Source organism: Herbaspirillum sp. FG34 (assembly GCF_057809315.1).
In genome coordinates this window covers 118,464-134,204 of sequence record NZ_JBMDJS010000010.1, presented here as the reverse complement: position 1 = coordinate 134,204, position 15,741 = coordinate 118,464, and the positions used below count along the sequence as shown (strand labels likewise).

General features: G+C 56.7%; 14 protein-coding genes. 2 read left to right on the top strand and 12 right to left on the bottom strand.

The window, feature by feature from the left end; all coding sequences use genetic code 11:
• Positions 1-7: 7 nt before the first annotated feature.
• The 8 genes from ACODSZ_RS14270 to ACODSZ_RS14235 form a co-directional block, all read right to left on the bottom strand.
• Positions 8-772: an ABC transporter permease gene (locus ACODSZ_RS14270; RefSeq protein WP_175344810.1), complete on the bottom strand. Its 765-nt coding sequence runs from the start codon at positions 770-772 to the stop codon at positions 8-10.
• Positions 769-1,680: an ABC transporter ATP-binding protein gene (locus tag ACODSZ_RS14265; RefSeq protein WP_008332478.1), complete on the bottom strand. Its 912-nt coding sequence runs from the start codon at positions 1,678-1,680 to the stop codon at positions 769-771. The genes ACODSZ_RS14270 and ACODSZ_RS14265 overlap by 4 nt, the downstream gene beginning before the upstream one ends.
• 341 nt (positions 1,681-2,021) lie before the next feature.
• Positions 2,022-2,315 carry an STAS domain-containing protein gene (locus tag ACODSZ_RS14260; RefSeq protein ID WP_488927851.1) on the bottom strand — a complete coding sequence of 98 codons (294 nt, stop codon included), beginning with the start codon at positions 2,313-2,315 and terminating at the stop codon, positions 2,022-2,024.
• Between the two features lie 57 nt (positions 2,316-2,372).
• Positions 2,373-3,008, bottom strand: a complete 636-nt coding sequence (locus ACODSZ_RS14255) for an MlaC/ttg2D family ABC transporter substrate-binding protein (protein WP_008332480.1) — start codon at positions 3,006-3,008, stop codon at positions 2,373-2,375.
• 267 nt (positions 3,009-3,275) lie between these two features.
• Positions 3,276-4,013 carry an MlaA family lipoprotein gene (locus ACODSZ_RS14250; protein WP_034351103.1) on the bottom strand — a complete coding sequence of 246 codons (738 nt, stop codon included), beginning with the start codon at positions 4,011-4,013 and terminating at the stop codon, positions 3,276-3,278.
• A 5-nt stretch (positions 4,014-4,018) separates the two neighbouring features.
• Entirely contained in the window at positions 4,019-4,495 is a 477-nt protein-coding gene (gene mlaD, locus ACODSZ_RS14245) for an outer membrane lipid asymmetry maintenance protein MlaD (protein ID WP_034351105.1), read from the bottom strand.
• A gap of 74 nt (positions 4,496-4,569) precedes the next feature.
• Positions 4,570-5,349, bottom strand: a complete 780-nt coding sequence (gene mlaE, locus ACODSZ_RS14240) for a lipid asymmetry maintenance ABC transporter permease subunit MlaE (RefSeq protein WP_008332483.1) — start codon at positions 5,347-5,349, stop codon at positions 4,570-4,572.
• A complete protein-coding gene (locus ACODSZ_RS14235; protein WP_008332484.1) occupies positions 5,346-6,149 on the bottom strand; it encodes an ABC transporter ATP-binding protein in 804 nt (267 codons plus the stop codon). The genes mlaE and ACODSZ_RS14235 overlap by 4 nt, the downstream gene beginning before the upstream one ends.
• Before the next feature lie 409 nt (positions 6,150-6,558).
• On the opposite strand from ACODSZ_RS14235, the gene ychF reads away from it, so the two are divergent.
• Together ychF and ACODSZ_RS14225 are read left to right on the top strand one after the other, a co-directional pair.
• Positions 6,559-7,650, top strand: coding sequence for a redox-regulated ATPase YchF (ychF, locus tag ACODSZ_RS14230; protein WP_008332485.1), 1,092 nt, complete (start codon positions 6,559-6,561; stop codon positions 7,648-7,650).
• Between the two features lie 133 nt (positions 7,651-7,783).
• Positions 7,784-7,966 carry a hypothetical protein gene (locus ACODSZ_RS14225; RefSeq protein WP_488927850.1) on the top strand — a complete coding sequence of 61 codons (183 nt, stop codon included), beginning with the start codon at positions 7,784-7,786 and terminating at the stop codon, positions 7,964-7,966.
• Between the two features lie 100 nt (positions 7,967-8,066).
• Here the strand turns inward: ACODSZ_RS14225 and ACODSZ_RS14220 are convergent, their stop codons facing one another.
• The 4 genes from ACODSZ_RS14220 to ACODSZ_RS14205 are packed head-to-tail and all read right to left on the bottom strand — an operon-like array spanning position 8,067 to position 15,646.
• On the bottom strand, positions 8,067-8,783 hold the full coding sequence (locus ACODSZ_RS14220) for a M48 family metallopeptidase (protein WP_488927849.1): 717 nt from the start codon (positions 8,781-8,783) through the stop codon (positions 8,067-8,069).
• The gene (locus ACODSZ_RS14215; protein ID WP_488927848.1) at positions 8,783-11,896 is read right to left on the bottom strand and encodes a type I restriction endonuclease subunit R; all 3,114 of its coding nucleotides are present in this window, start codon (positions 11,894-11,896) and stop codon (positions 8,783-8,785) included. The genes ACODSZ_RS14220 and ACODSZ_RS14215 overlap by 1 nt, the downstream gene beginning before the upstream one ends.
• Positions 11,889-13,175, bottom strand: coding sequence for a restriction endonuclease subunit S (locus ACODSZ_RS14210; protein WP_488927847.1), 1,287 nt, complete (start codon positions 13,173-13,175; stop codon positions 11,889-11,891). The genes ACODSZ_RS14215 and ACODSZ_RS14210 overlap by 8 nt, the downstream gene beginning before the upstream one ends.
• The gene (locus tag ACODSZ_RS14205) at positions 13,166-15,646 is read right to left on the bottom strand and encodes a type I restriction-modification system subunit M (protein WP_488927846.1); all 2,481 of its coding nucleotides are present in this window, start codon (positions 15,644-15,646) and stop codon (positions 13,166-13,168) included. The genes ACODSZ_RS14210 and ACODSZ_RS14205 overlap by 10 nt, the downstream gene beginning before the upstream one ends.
• Between the last annotated feature and the right edge of the window lie 95 nt (positions 15,647-15,741).

Genomic DNA, 15,741 nt, shown 5'->3' with positions numbered 1-15,741 from the left:
AGGGTGTTCAATGCGAACCTGCCCGCAGCTTGTAGCCGCTCTTGAGCATGCGCACGGCCAGGGTAGACAGCGCCACGAAGAACACGGCGACGATACCGAGGCTGGTCATGGGGGGAATGTCGGACTGGCCGAAGAAGCCATAACGAAAGCCGTCGATCATATAAAAAAACGGGTTGAAATGCGATACCGCCTGCCAGAACGGAGGCAGCGAGTGTATCGAATAGAACACGCCGGCCAGGAAGGTCAGCGGCACGATCAGGAAATTCTGGAACGCCGCCAGCTGGTCGAACTTCTCGGCCCAGATGCCCGCGATCAGCCCCATGGTGCCCAGGATGCCCGCTCCCAGCAGGGCGAACATCAGGATCCACAGCGGCGCCACGAAGTCCAGGTGGCCGAACCAGACGGTGACCACGAACACGCCCGCGCCCACCATCAGACCGCGCACCACGGCCGCCAGTACGTAGCCGCCAAACAGTTCCCAGTGCGACAGCGGCGTCAGCAATACGAACACCAGGTTGCCGGTGATCTTGGACTGGATCAGCGAAGAAGAGCTATTGGCAAAGGCATTCTGCAACACGCTCATCATCACCAGGCCCGGCACCAGGAAACCGGTGTAGTTCACGCCCGGATAAACCTGTACGCGATCCTGCAGTACGTGGCCGAAGATCAGCAGGTACAGCAGGGCCGTGACGATGGGCGCGGTGATGGTCTGGGTGGCCACCTTCCAGAAACGCAGGATTTCCTTGTAGAACAGGGTACGGAAACCAATCATTTTTCATCTCCCATGATCTGGATGAAGACGTCTTCCAGGTCGGCCTGCTGCAACTGCAGATCGTCGATCTCCGCGCCCGAGGCGCGCAGCGTGGCCAGGATGGGTTCGACTTCCTTGTAGTCCGTCACGCGCAGCGTGAATTTATTGCCCGACAACAGCTCTTCCGGATGGGTGACCAATGCCTTCAAGCCATCGGGCAGGCTGCCGCGCTTCAAGCGCAACAGCATCTGCGAACCGGAGATGCGGCGAATCAGGGCCTCGGTCGAATCCAGCGCCACCACACGGCCGAACTTCAACATGGCGATGCGATTGCACAAGGCCTGGGCTTCTTCCAGATAGTGCGTGGTCAGCACGATGGTATGCCCTTCGCGGTTCAGGCGTCCGATGAACTGCCACAGGGTCTGGCGCAATTCCACATCCACCCCGGCGGTCGGTTCGTCCAGCACGATCACGGGTGGCTTGTGCACCAGCGCCTGGGCCACCAGCACGCGCCGCTTCATGCCGCCGGACAGCGCGCGCATGTTGGTATCGGCCTTGTTGGTGAGGTCGAGGTTTTCCATGACCTCGTCGATCCACTTGTCGTTGTTGGTCAGACCGAAATAGCCGGACTGCATGCGCAAGGTCTCGCGCACGGTGAAGAAGGGATCGAAGACCAGCTCCTGCGGCACCACGCCCAGGTTCATGCGGGCGCCGCGATAGTCGCTCACCACGTCATGCCCGTGAATGGTGACCGAGCCCGAATCGGCCCGGTTCAAGCCGGCAATGATGGAAATGAGCGTGGTCTTGCCGGCCCCGTTGGGACCGAGCAGACCGAAGAATTCACCTTCTTCGATCGCCAGGGATACGCCACCCAGCGCCTGCAGGGACTGGTAGCGCTTCTTGATGTCTGTGATTTGGAGAGCGGCCATTGCCTCGCCCGTTCAATACGTTACTTGCCAGAAAGAAATAAGGAGCCAGGAGTTCCACCGGGGAATCCGCTGTCCACCTCGCCCTGGCTGCGCCATGCTCTCCGCTGGGGAGGCAGGCTGTCGCAGCCATCTTGTCGTTGTGCCATGAAAAATAGCGCAGTGTTTCGGTGTTGCCGTCGGCATTGCCGACAGGCAGGAGATTGCCTGGGCGGAAAGCTTATCCGCGGCCCAGGCTGCCGACGCGCCTGCAAAACCTTCGATTATAGGGGAATTCGATATTCGGGGCCGCCCCGGACGGGCTTCCCGGCGTCCGGGAGCCCGGACGACTGGGGAGAGCGCGATCAGTGATGTCGATCAGTCGCGGAAGTCGGCGCGCTGGCGCCTAGCAGCAAGGCGGTCACACCGTAGAGGTCGGCCAGGCTTTGCAAATTGGCGGGCAAGACCCCGAACTCCAGTGCCGCACCACGACCGGCTGCAGCGCGCCGCCAGGCCAGCAGGGTCGCCACTGCCGAGGAATCGACCACGACCACCTCGCTGACGTCGATGCTGGCCTGGCCGGCGGCGATGGCCGACAGGCCCTGGCGCAACACCGAGCTGGCATTGGTGAAGGTCAACGAGGCGCCGGGCTTGAACATGATGCGCTCTTTCGGATCAGGGGTCAGTGGTCGAGGGTCGGTCAGCAGTGACGGAGATTACTTCTTGCCGCGCGCGGCCAGTTGCTGGTTCTTGTCCGTCAGGGCCTTGATCAGCCCGTCGATGCCGCCCTTGTTGATCTCGCTGGAGAAGGTACCGCGATAGGCTTCCACCAGCCAGGCGCCCAGCACGTTGACGTCATACAGCTTCCAGCCGTCGGCCTTCTTTTCCAGGCGATAGCTCAGCTGGATCGGCTCGCCACCGCGCGAGGAGATGACCTGCGAGTTCACTTCCACTTCGGTATCGGTCGGCGCAGCGCGCAGCGGCTTGAATTCGATCTTCTGGTCGCGCACCTGCGACAGCGCGCCGGCATAGGTGAACACCAGCAGGCTACGGAACTGGGTGATCAGCTGCTTTTGCTGCTCAGGCGTCGCCTGGCGCCAGTAGCGGCCGGCGGCCAGTTGGGTCATGCGCTCGAAATCCACGTAGGGCAGGATCTTCTGCTCCACCAGCTGCATGATGCGGGCGTTGTTGCCGGCCTGGATGTCCTTGTCGTTCCTGGCAGTATCCAGAACTTCGGAACTGATGCGCTTGACCAGCGCATCCGGGGCCTCCTGGGCCGATGCGGCGCCGGAGAAGGACAGCGCCGGAACGGCAAAGGCGGCGATGGCGAAAAGTTTGGTAAGCATCTTCATAAGTCGGTTTTCCATTCGAGTCGGCAGAAGGCGCCGGGGCTGCCCGGTGGCGTCGCGCTGTACGGCGCGCCGACGGCAGCTGGCGTTGTCCTTCGAAACCCGCCCGGGAGCGGGGTTCCCGCGCCGTCACAGTTCGGCACGGATGTTACAGATTGCCCTGAGGGGAGATTGCACGGAAAGCGCAGATTGGGCAGTTCGGCCACATTTCAAGACCAAAGCGCCCCTGCGGGCGCCCCGGAGGTTACACCCGCGAGGCGATCCGGGCCATCAGGGCTTGATGGTTTCTTCCTTCTGCTCACTGCCACCGGAGGCACCGTTGATCTGGCTCTGGCGGCGTTGCAGGTAGGCATCGCGCACGAAGTCATACTTGTCCAGTGCGGCATCTTCCAGCAGGGTCGAGGCATCCAGCAGTTGGGCGCGACGGTCGACGATGCGGACCACCGCACCGACATTGCGCCAGCGGGTCGGACGCTTGTAGGTCCACAGGTCGCCGTACAGGTCCACCGGCATGCCGGCGGTGTCGCGCAGGGTGGAGGGCCCGAAGAACGGCAGCACCACGTAGGGACCGGAGCCGACGCCCCATTTGCCCAGGGTCTGGCCGAAATCGGACTTCTCACGCGGCAGACGCGCTTCGGTCGCCACGTCCAGCACGCCACCCAGACCAAAGGTCGTGTTGATGGCCACACGCATGAAGGTCGAGACCCCCTGCTCGATGCGGCCCTGCAGCAGCTGGTTGATGGACGACCAGACATCGCCGATGTTGCCGAAGAAGTTGCCCACGCCGCGCTGGACCGGCGTCGGCACCACGGTGTCGTAGGCTTGCGCAGCCGGCTTCAGGGCCACCTTGTCGACCGTGTCGTTGAAGCTGAACATGGTGCGGTTGAAGCCTTCCAGCGGATCCTTGGGATTGTTGCTGGTGCTGGCACAGCCGGTCAGGGCGGCGGCAGCAAGGGCGAAGGCGCCGAGGCGGCCTGCATAAGCGGTGCTGATGGTTTTTTTATTCATTTGATTCATTTGGAATCATCCTTTCCCTCTGCCGCCTTGCTGTACAGGAACTGACCGATCAGGTTTTCCAGCACGATCGCGGATTGTGTCATCTTAATCGTATCGCCCGCAGCCAGGTTAGCAGTATCGCCGCCCGGCTCGATGCCGATGTATTGTTCACCCAACAGGCCAGAGGTCAGGATCTTGGCCGAGCTGTCCTTGGGGAATTTGTAGCCCTCGTCCATGTTCAGCGTGACCACGGCACGGAAGGTCTGGTCATCGAAACGGATCGAGTCCACCCGGCCCACCACCACGCCGGCACTCTTGACGGCCGCACGCGACTTGAGGCCGCCGATGTTGTCAAAATTGGCCTTGAGGGCATAGGTCTTCTGGCCAAAGGACATCGAGCTCATGTTGCCCACCTTGAGCGCCAGGAACGCCAGTGCCGCCACGCCGGCCAGCACGAAGATTCCCACCCAGGCATCCAGAGATTTACGTTGCATATTCAACCCTTTTTCTACCCTTTTATTCACATCATTGCGCCCTCACCGGGCGCCAGTCCAAGTACTGTGGCCGCTCAGCTGAACATCAGTGCAGTCAGCAGGAAATCCAGGCCCAGTACGGTGAGCGAGGCGATCACCACGGTCCGGGTGGTGGCGCGGGCCACGCCTTCGGGCGTAGGCTGGGCTTCATATCCCTGGAACAATGCCACGAAGGTCACGGCCACGCCGAAGACGATGCTCTTCAACACGCCATTGGCGATATCGTTCCACACATCCACCCCGCCCTGCATCTGCGACCAGAACGCGCCCTCATCCACACCGATGAGCAGCACGCCGACCACATAGCCCCCCAGCACACCGACGGCGCTGAAGATGGCCGCCAGCACCGGCATGGCGATCACGCCGGCCCAGAAACGGGGCGCCACCACGCGTTGCAGCGGGTTCACGGCCATCATTTCCATGGCCGACAACTGTTCACCAGCCTTCATCAGACCGATTTCGGCGGTCAGCGAGGTCCCGGCGCGCCCGGCGAAGAGCAGGGCCGTGACCACCGGGCCCAGCTCACGGGTCAGCGACAAGGCCACCAGCAGACCCAAGGCCTGCTCCGAACCATATTTATTGAGCGTGTAATACCCCTGCAGACCCAGCACGAACCCCACGAACAGGCCCGACACCGTAATGATCACCAGCGAATAGTTGCCGATGAAGTGGATCTGGTCGGTAATCAAGCGCGGACGGCGCAGCAGGCCCAGCGAGGCCCCCAGCATGTTGATGAACATGCGCGCGGCAAAACCCACGCCGACTGCGAACTCGCGCACGCTGCGGCCCAGACCGCCGAGCAGACGGACGATCATGCGCCACCTCCCAGGCCCAGGTCCTCGGCCAGCGAACGGCCCGGATAATGGAAGGGCACCGGACCATCGGCCTCGGCGTGGACAAATTGCTTCACATAGGGATCGGTGGATTCACGCATCTGTTGCGGCGTTCCCTGGGCCACGATCTTGCCGGCCGACAGGAAATACACATAGTCGGCAATGGCAAAGGATTCATTGACATCGTGCGACACCAGGATCGAGGTCGACCCCAGGGCATCGTTGAGGCGGCGGATCAGGTTGGCCGTCACGCCCATGGAAATCGGATCGAGCCCGGCGAAGGGTTCGTCATACATGATCAACGCCGGGTCCAGAGCGATGGCCCGTGCCAGCGCCACACGGCGCGCCATGCCGCCGGAGATCTCGGCCGGCTTGAGGGCGGCGGCATTGCGCAGGCCCACGGCATTCAACTTCATGAGAACCAGGTCGCGGATGAGCGTTTCATCCAGGTCGGTATGCTCGCGCAACGGGAAGGCCACGTTGTCGAACACCGTCATGTCGGTAAAGAGCGCGCCGTTCTGGAACAGCATGCCCATCTTGCGGCGCAGCACATACAACTGCCGGGTCGCCAGCGAGGGCACGTTCTCGCCATCTACTTCCACCCTGCCCTGCTGAGGCTGCAACTGCCCGCCGATCAGGCGCAGGATGGTGGTCTTGCCGGATCCGGAACCGCCCATCACCGCCACCACCTTGCCGCGCGGGAAGTCCATCTGCAAACCGGTCAGGATGGGCCGGTCGCCATAACGGAAATGCAGATCGCGGATTTCGACGATGTTGGGCACGGGAGGCAAGGGGATTCTTTGAGGATTTGGGAAAACCGACATTGTAGAGCAAATTTTACAAATCGCTTTCAAGAAGGCAATACAGCCTGTAAATCACGGGCGCTGAAAACGCCTGTTCTTTACAAGTTACAGGCATGTTCACTACAAATAGGTACACTTTCCGACAACCAACTAGATGACGGATGAGTCATTTAAATATTGCACCGGCAAAAAAATTCTTATTGCGTGGTACATCTGCAACGGAATGGTGCATTGCAGACAATTTCCGAGATGCGAATCAAGACTCGCATGTTACCAGTGATGGCCGGATACCACAGCGCATACGTGCGCTTCGATGCTGCGTTGCAAAGCTGGGGCTTGGGGCGTGGGGCTTGCTACAATGTCGGTTTTGCTTTCGGAAGAATCTGTCATGAGCCTCAAATGCGGCATCGTGGGTCTGCCCAACGTCGGTAAATCCACTCTTTTCAATGCGCTGACCAAGGCGGGCATCGCCGCCGAGAACTATCCGTTCTGCACCATCGAGCCCAACGTCGGCATCGTGGAAGTGCCTGATCCGCGCCTGAAGGCGCTGGCGGAGATCGTCAAGCCCGAGCGCATCCTGCCGGCCACGGTGGAATTCGTGGACATTGCGGGCCTGGTGGCGGGTGCCTCCAAGGGTGAAGGTTTGGGCAACCAGTTCCTGTCGCACATTCGCGAGACCGATGCCATTGTCAACGTGGTGCGTTGCTTTGAAGACCCGAACGTGATCCACGTAGCCGGTCGCGTGAGCCCGCTGGACGATATCGCCGTGATCCAGACCGAACTGGCGCTGGCCGACATGGGCACGGTCGAGAAGGCCATCCACCGCGAACAGAAGAAGGCCCGTTCCGGCGACAAGGATGCGGCCAAGCTGGTGGCGCTGCTGGAGCGCATCATGCCGGCGCTGGACGAAGCCAAGCCGGTGCGCGCGCTGGGTCTGGATGCCGAAGAGATGCTGCTGATCAAGCCCTTGTGCCTGATCACGGCCAAGCCGGCGATGTATGTGGCCAACGTGTCCGACAGCGGTTTCACCGACAACCCGCTGCTGGACCAGCTGACCGCCTACGCCCAGGAACAGAACGCCCCCATCGTGGCCATCTGCGCGGCCATCGAAGCCGAGATCGCCGATCTCGACGACGCCGACAAGGCCGACTTCCTGGCCGATATGGGCATGGAAGAGCCGGGCCTGGACCGTCTGATCCGTGCGGCGTTCAAGCTGCTGGGCCTGCAGACCTACTTCACGGCGGGCGTCAAGGAAGTACGCGCCTGGACGGTGCCGGTGGGTGCTACCGGTCCGCAGGCGGCGGGCGTGATCCACACCGATTTCGAACGCGGCTTCATCCGTGCGCAGACGATTGCCTTTGAGGACTTCATTGCCTTCAAGGGTGAGACCGGTGCCAAGGAAGCGGGCAAGATGCGCGCGGAAGGCAAGGAGTATGTGGTCAAGGATGGGGATGTGATGAATTTCTTGTTCAATGTCTGAACACCGATTTATCGAATTCCAGTAGGACTTGAACCCCGATTAAACTCGGGGTTTTTTATTGCATGGCATGCGCTCGGTCAAGAGCAGCTTGCCGCGTTGATCGAAGAGCAGCAATTGATGGTGGAACAAAATAATGACCAAGAGATACCGTAGCGAAGCCTATGCGGCTATCCACGAAACGATGGAGGCTCTGAATGAAATCGGCGCCGTCGACAAGCAGACCATGCGCGAGTTAAATGAAAGCTGTCTGACGCCAATTCAATTCACGCCCACCGAACGCGTCATCGGACCAAAAAAAGCCGAGAATTTGTCGTGACTGCGATTGTTCTGCAACGGTCTCTCTTACATCCGCCCGTCGACAAGCAAGAGAACTAGCAGCTCGCAAAATTTCAGTACCTACCCTGTCAGGTGCTGCATCACTCGTTCCATACTTCCGCCGCCAACGGCAATTCATTGAGCTCGGCACGCGCTTCACGCCAGCTAGGGTAATGCTCATCGAGGATTGCGATAAAGCGATCACTATGCGTGGCCTCAATCAAATGGGCCATTTCATGCACCACAACATACTCAAGCAGATCCTTTGGCTTTTTCACTAATTCCGTATTCAATCGAATGTGTCTCAATGCGGGATTACAACCACCCCACTTAGTTTTCATCCGCTGCAGGAAATAGCCCGACACATTTACCATTAGTCTCTGCTCCCACTTTTGAATCAGTGGCGGCACGACTTTATGCAGCAGCGACTTGTGCCACTCATGCATCACCTCGCCCCGTTTTTCTTCGCCATAGCCAGGACGAACGGTCAAAATGATCCGCTTATTGCTGAGAACAACTGAAGGCTTTACATCGTGATAGTTGACCGACATTAAATAGCGCCGTCCCCAAACATAGTGGCTTTCACGCTCAATGAATCGGCGTGGAGTTTCCCGCGCCTGGCATTCCAACTTTCTCTGCTGTTCACGAATCCAAACCAGCTTTGAGATCGCGTAGGCGCGCGCCACTTCTAGACGTGTGTTAGTTGGGGCGACGAGCGATACGCGTCCATCGGGCGGGTGCACGGTGAGGTGGACATTCTTGATGTCCTTCCTGATCACTGTTATCGAAATCTCGCCCAATAGAATCGTTTCGTTCATCAGTACCCCGGTTGGTTCTTGATGATTTCAAAAATGGCCTGCGTCGCAACCCGATCCCGCGACATAAGGGGAAACAGCGCGTTCAGCACCTGCTTCTCACGTGTCTCATCTCCCTTCCATCCAGCAGGAGCCTGCTCTCGCATGGCCTGATCGAGCTTCAGTGCGAGCGCTGCCTTACCGTCATCGTCAACCGGGCAGACGAAATTTGCAACCGGGATCCCAGTCAGATTATTGAAGAGCGTGACGGCTTCCTCGTTCCCGTTGAGCACGTGCGGATGACTACCATTATTTTTTGCGGCCATCCTCTTCACCAACTCCTCTGCCTTCTGGAGAAATTTCTCGTAGGCGGCAGTGTCATCTCGCTTTTGCTTAATCAGATCTTCGAGGAGCTTGGATATTTCGTCATAAAACTTCGGATCAGTCAGTTGATCACGAATGATCGTCTTGCGAACGTTGTTGATGATGCCTTCGGCAATAGCATTCTTCGACAGCTTTCCCTTTTGATTAAGTTTCTTGGCAATGGCGTCGTGAATACCGGTTTCAATGATCAGCTCAGTCAGCGAAAGCGAGTTGAGGTTACCCAACTGTTCGGCCGAGTCTGCTTGGATGTAAGAGTTGATGAGGTGGCGCATATCCGCCTCATAGGGCTTGATATCAAGCTCTTCGCAAGAATGCTTCTTGATCGCCATGCGGATGTCGCTGTAGAACGCTATCTCTTTTTCTAGAGCAGCAATATCCAGCGATGAATACCCTGCATCTTCTAGCTTTTGCGCAATCGCCGCATATGCTCGCAGAAATACGGCAGCAGACTTATAAAACGAGATGCGTAGCGGCTCAGTATCTTGCAACGCTTCAGGATCATTGGCATCCCCACAGAAATAGTGCAGGTATTGCTCTATCTCACGGGGCATTGCGACTGGCTCGCACAAGTAGTGCAGGGCTTCCCGCGCAGCATCTAACTGCGCCTTGCCCTCCTTGAGCCAGTCCTTCACGACGACGTTACCATCATCGCCATCTTCGTCGATGTCCAGCTCATCCGAGGTATAGACGGCGATAGAGTCTTGCACCTTATCGAAAAGCTCTTTGTAATCGACGATGTGACCGTAGTCTTTATCGTCGCCATCGAGCCGATTGGTGCGGCAAATAGCCTGGAACAGAGTGTGATCACTTAGACCGTTGTCGAGATAGATGTAAGTGCAAGACGGCGCATCGAAGCCCGTCAGCAGTTTGCTCACGACAATCAACAACTTCAGATTGGCAGGTTCATCGATAAAGCGCTGCTTGACCTTATCCTCGTAGTCCTTGGTGCTCTGGTCTTTCTGCAGGACATGCTCAGTATAAGTATCAAACTTGTAGCGTTCGTCGCTATCCTTTGGTTCGCGCGAGATTGCGTTGTGATTGGGTTCGTAAGAGGTAATGATTCCGCAATACTTCCCGAAAGACGTGTTTTGGAACAGGCGGAAATAATGACACGCATCATAGATGGAAGCGGCCACCAGAATGGCCGTTCCGCGGTCATTGTTCAGGCGCTGCTTGACGCCGAAGTCGTGGATGATGTCGGCAATGATGCGCTGCTTACGCTCACCGGCGCTCATCAATTCTTCCATGGTCGCCCAGCGCTTCCGCAAAACCGAGCGCCTAAAATTATTCAGACCCTTGGTCTTCTGATCGAACCAGTCATCAATGGCTTTCTTCGACGTCAGTCGCTGCGGCACATCACGTGCCTCGTACTTCAGGTCGAGCACCACCTTGTCTGTCACCGCTTCATCAAACTTGTAAGTGTGGATATAGGTACCAAATACCTCGCGGGTGGTTTGCCTGTCTTTGCGCAGCAGAGGCGTACCGGTGAAACCGATGAAAACTGCATTCTCCAGCCAACGCTTCATCTGCTTGTTCATGCTGCCGCCCTGCGTGCGATGACATTCATCGACCAAGACGTAAATGCGGCCCGCTACCCTGGGTGGTTCACTTTGCAGATCGGTCGCATCAAACTTGTGAATCAGTGCGCACATCAAACGAGGCGTGGCCGCTCCGAGCTTTTGCACGAGTTCGGCGCGGGAGGTAATGCGCGGTGACGCAGCGTCTTCGCCAATCACACCTGCATTGCGCATCACGCCGACGATCTGCTTGTCCAGCTCATCACGGTCAGTAATGACAAGAACACGGGCATGGGGATCAAACTCCAGCAGCCACTTAGTGATGAGCACCATCAAAATGCTCTTGCCGCTACCTTGGGTGTGCCAGATGACACCGCCCTCTTGCTGCTTAATCCGCTCTTGGGCGGCTTTGACGCCGTTGTACTGGTGCACGCGAGGCACCTTCTTTTGACCTCCATCGAAGATGATAAAGTTACGGATCAAATCCAGCAGACGCCCTTTATCAAACAGCTGGGCCAGCGGCTTATCCAACAAGGCTCCCTCGGCAATGGGTGCTGACGTGGTGGGATTTTTATCCTTGCTCTGCTTCCACGCTACAAAAAACTTTTCCGGCGTTCCGGTGGTACCGTATCGCAGCCCCTGCGAGTCACTACCCGCCAACACCAACTGGACTGTGCTGAAAAAGCCTTTATTGAAAATCTCTTCCTGGTTGGTGATGAGCTGACGCACACCGTCGGCCACCTCTACCGAACTACGTTTTAGTTCAATGACTGCGATGGCGATGCCGTTGATATACACCACCATATCAGGCCGCCGTTCGTAGCCTCCGCGCAAGGTGACCTCTTCGGCCAGGCCAAAATCATTGTTGTCGGGAATTTCCCAATCGATGAGGTGTACTGTCTCATGTACCTGCCCGGCTGCGATCTGTACCGGTACGCCATAGCGCAGCAATTGGTAGGTGCGCAGATTGGCTTGATACAGAGTAACGCCGGTGGAGTCGGCTGCCGTTAGGAGCTTTTGTAGCGCGGCGGAGATGTGGGCGTGGGAATAACCACGCTTCTTAAGGTTACTACGCAAAAAATCTGTCTCGACGGCGCGGCTGCCACCTTGCCCCTCATTGCGTTTACTCCACTCACCTAGATAATCATAACCAAGACAGTCAGGGTGACTTACATCCGTAAACAGAGAGGCAACACGGTTCTGCGTCTTGCGTTCAGATCGGGTTCGTTCAGACACGACTTTTCTCCTTGGCAATCAGCCGCGTTTTCCCCATGAGCAGCTCTTGCATCATGGCTCTTTTGATGTTGCGGGTTTTATCCCGGCGCGACTCAAGTGCAATTAGCTCTGCGTCCATTTCACAAAGAACTTCTGCGATAGCCACTTGTTCATCTATCCTGGGCAATAGGATCGACGCATCAAGCAGGGCTGCTTTAGAGAGGTTGTACCTTGTGGAACCTTGTGCAAGTGCCTTCATTATTTCTCGCCCTGGTTTGGCACGGATGTAATAGGTAAAAAATAGACCGTTCACTTGCTGATCGTCAAAAAGACGAAATCCGAAACAGAAGCTGTTGAGATACAAATCCGGCACTGCTTCGGTCATCAGTGAGCAAAACGCAACCTCCTCCGGCGTTTCGGAGGAGCCGTTGAAAAGTAGGTCACCGCGTAGCACTTTGCTTTGAGTCTCAGAGGGTGACACGTTCACTGGCTCGACAGCGGCGCAATCGACCACCGCATTCGCCATCACATTCGTGAAAGCGATGTACTTGGCAGAGCCGACCCCAAAATCCGATTTCTTTTTCCCAGTTAGCCCACCATAGGTCTCGCCCAGTTCACCGAAGGTCTTTTTCTGCCACTCACCTGAAAAACCCGGCAGTCGAATCTCGCCAGTCATCAATTTCCGCACAACAGCGTGCTTCAAATCGCGCTTCTTTGCGATCATTTCTTCGAGTGCTGCAAGTAATACATCCACATCGTTCAGGGCTTGCGCGATGGCTCGTTGCTCCTCAACAGGTGGCGACGGCAAAAAAATACGCTTCATATCGCCACCATTAAGGTGCTTCATCGTTGTCCCTGTTTCGATCTGTTTGAGTGTTGCACGCCCTCGCTCAAAATTGAAATATTGGGAGTAGTACCAAGGTTCAGATTCCCATATCCTGAACCGAGAAATGATCAAGGCATGACAATTTGCTCCTGCAATTTCTGAAGTCACAACGGTTGTAACGCCGACGTCTCCTGTCTGAATCGTGAGTAAATCACCTATCTCCAAACAAGATTTTTTATTTTTGGCGTGGAATATTTTTGAAACACGTTTAATGCCTCTGAAATTGAATCCGTTTTCCTCGACGTTGTAACCTTGAATATAGAGTATGCCATCATCACCATCGACGTAAGCGGTAGTGGCAGTCCCAACAAAACCGTTTGTTAGGAGTGTTGTAAGAGAGCCTAAGGTCTTTACCTCCCAACTATCAGGAATCACCCCGACCTCGGAAATCTTGTAGCCTGGGCTCAGTTCCATACAGCCCCCATCTTTTTCAGGTGCTCATCTACTCGCGCTGAAAGTATTGCAAGATCATTGGCCAGCGTCGGCAACGGCTTGGCATAACGCTCTGCAAGCTGGCGAATTCTACTGGTGAGTCTCTGAGAAACCCTATCCAGCTCACCTTGCACGGCGTCGCCCAAGATCGCCAACCATTGGTCGTCCACCACAAGTATCTTGATTTCATCCTCCGTCAGCTTGGGGTACTTGGCATCCAACTTGGACTCAAGGTCATCCTGCGCCGCTTTCAGTTTTACCTTGATATCGGTCTGCTGGTCGAGCAAGGCGGCGTAGTCCTGCAGCACCTTGCATTCGTCGGCATAGTCAGGATCGTGATCGATTTCCTTCAGGCGGGCTTTGACAGCCTTAGCCGTGATCTTCTGCTTGTCGCCCTCGCCTTCAATGACCTCGGCCAGCAGCCCTTCTTCACCGCTGTTCTCTTCCATCATCTCCTGAAGTTGCTGCTCGACATCTGCCAGCTTGGACTCAAATGTTTCAATGGCGTCCCGTTCAGCGATGAAATAACGGGCAATCAGAATTGACGCCGGAATCAGATCCGATTTGAAGCGGCGCTTGCCTTTCTTGTAGTCATGCGCTTCCGGCCACGCCAACTTGCCGTCCTTGTTCTTGACCTGAATAATTTCACGCGGCTGCGCCCCAGCCTGCCAGCCTGCGTCGGAGATCAGGTAGCAGTCGTCTTGCATCGACTCGGCCCAGTAGTCCATGAGATGTTGATACACGTCATAGGCATTGACTAGGGGCGTCGACTTGAATCGGGAAAGCAACTCCTCGGACAGTGTTTCGATCAATTGCTTCGGGTGGCCGTTTTTCGCAAAGCCCTTTAGCTGCGGTGTGCTGGTCTGCTTCCAGTCAACAAAGATCTTGGTCGTCTTTTGATTGAATGCAGTGAACTCAGGATGTGCAAAGATGGCGGTCTTCACCTCGGCGATGGGCAGTTTCAGCTGTGCATAACCAGCGCGCCCGGCTGACGCGAACAGGGCATTACGCACACCTGGGATGACCTTCCAATAGTCGCTCAACGCATCCAGGTCACGCTCTGGAATCCCGCCACGCAAGTGGCCATCAATGTCCTGGATGTCTTCAGGTTCGGTACTGTCGATGTAGCGTGGCAGGTTGAGGTTGTAGTCGTTCTTGGGGTCTGCGATCTCGGTCAGCGGTACCATGCGCGAGTAGCGTGGCAACTCCGTCAACTTGGTGAAGGCATCGACGATCTTGTGAATGTCCTGCTCACGCAGGCGGTTCTTGGGACCATCCTTGATGTAGCCCTTGGAGGCGTCGATCATGAAGATGCCTTTGCGGGCTGAAGCGTTTTCCTTGTCCAGCACCAAAATGCAGGCCGGGATGCCGGTGCCGTAGAAAAGGTTGCCCGGCAGACCGATGATCCCTTTGAGGATGCCCGAGCGCACCAGTTTCTCGCGGATGACAGCCTCGGCGTTGCCCCGAAAAAGGACGCCGTGCGGCAGAATGCACGCACCTTTTCCAGTGCTCTTCATTGAACGAATGATGTGCAACAGGTAAGCATAGTCGCCTTGCTTTTTCGGCGGCTCCCCCCAAACAAACCGCTGGTGCGGATCGCTGGCCGGGGTCATTCCTGTGCTCCAAGTCTTGTCTGAAAATGGCGGATTGGCGACCACGTAGTCATAGGTTCGCAGCGACTCACCATCCCTGAACTTCGGCGATGCGAGCGTATTGCCCTGCAGGATGTTGGCGGTTGGAAAGTCGTGCAGGATCATGTTCATACGGGCGAGACCAGCAGTGGTCACGTCCATTTCCTGGCCTTCCAACGTAATGTGTTTTCCTGCCTCGGCTGCAACTTTGAGCAGCAACGAACCAGAACCACAGGTGGGGTCGTACGCAGTGGTCGATGCCACTGCATTGGAGGGAGATATCCCCACAACCTTAGCCATGATCCGACTGACTTCGGATGGGGTGTAGAACTGGCCCTTGCTCTTGCCGCTCTGTGAGGCGAAATGACGCATCAGGTATTCGTAGGCATCCCCCAGAATGTCGTCGTTCTCGGCGCGGTTCTTCGAAAAATCTAGTTCAGGCTTTTGAAAGATACCAATCAAATTGCTGAGGCGATCCACCATCGCCTGACCTTCACCGAGTTTGTTCGGGTCGTTGAAATCAGGAAAATCACTGCGCGCAAGGCGCGAGTTTTCGTCAATCAGCGGCTGAATCACCTGTGTGTTGATCCTGTCACCGATATCGCTCTTTCCCTTGAGCGCAACCATATCTTTGAAGCTGGCTCCGGGGGGAATCGTGACGGGCGGAGAAAAGTCATCAGACTCGCCATACTTGTCCGAAACATACTTGATGAACAGCATGAACAGCACGTAGTCTTTGTACTGACTGGCATCCATGCCGCCGCGCAGTTCGTCGCAAGATGCCCAAAGGGAGGAATAGAGATCTGATTTCTTGATGGCCATTGTGATTCAATTTCAGTTATTTTTTCTTGCTCAGAAAGCTAGTCGAACGCGGCTTTCCGCTCCAACGGTCTGCGACGTTAGCTGACACGCGAGCA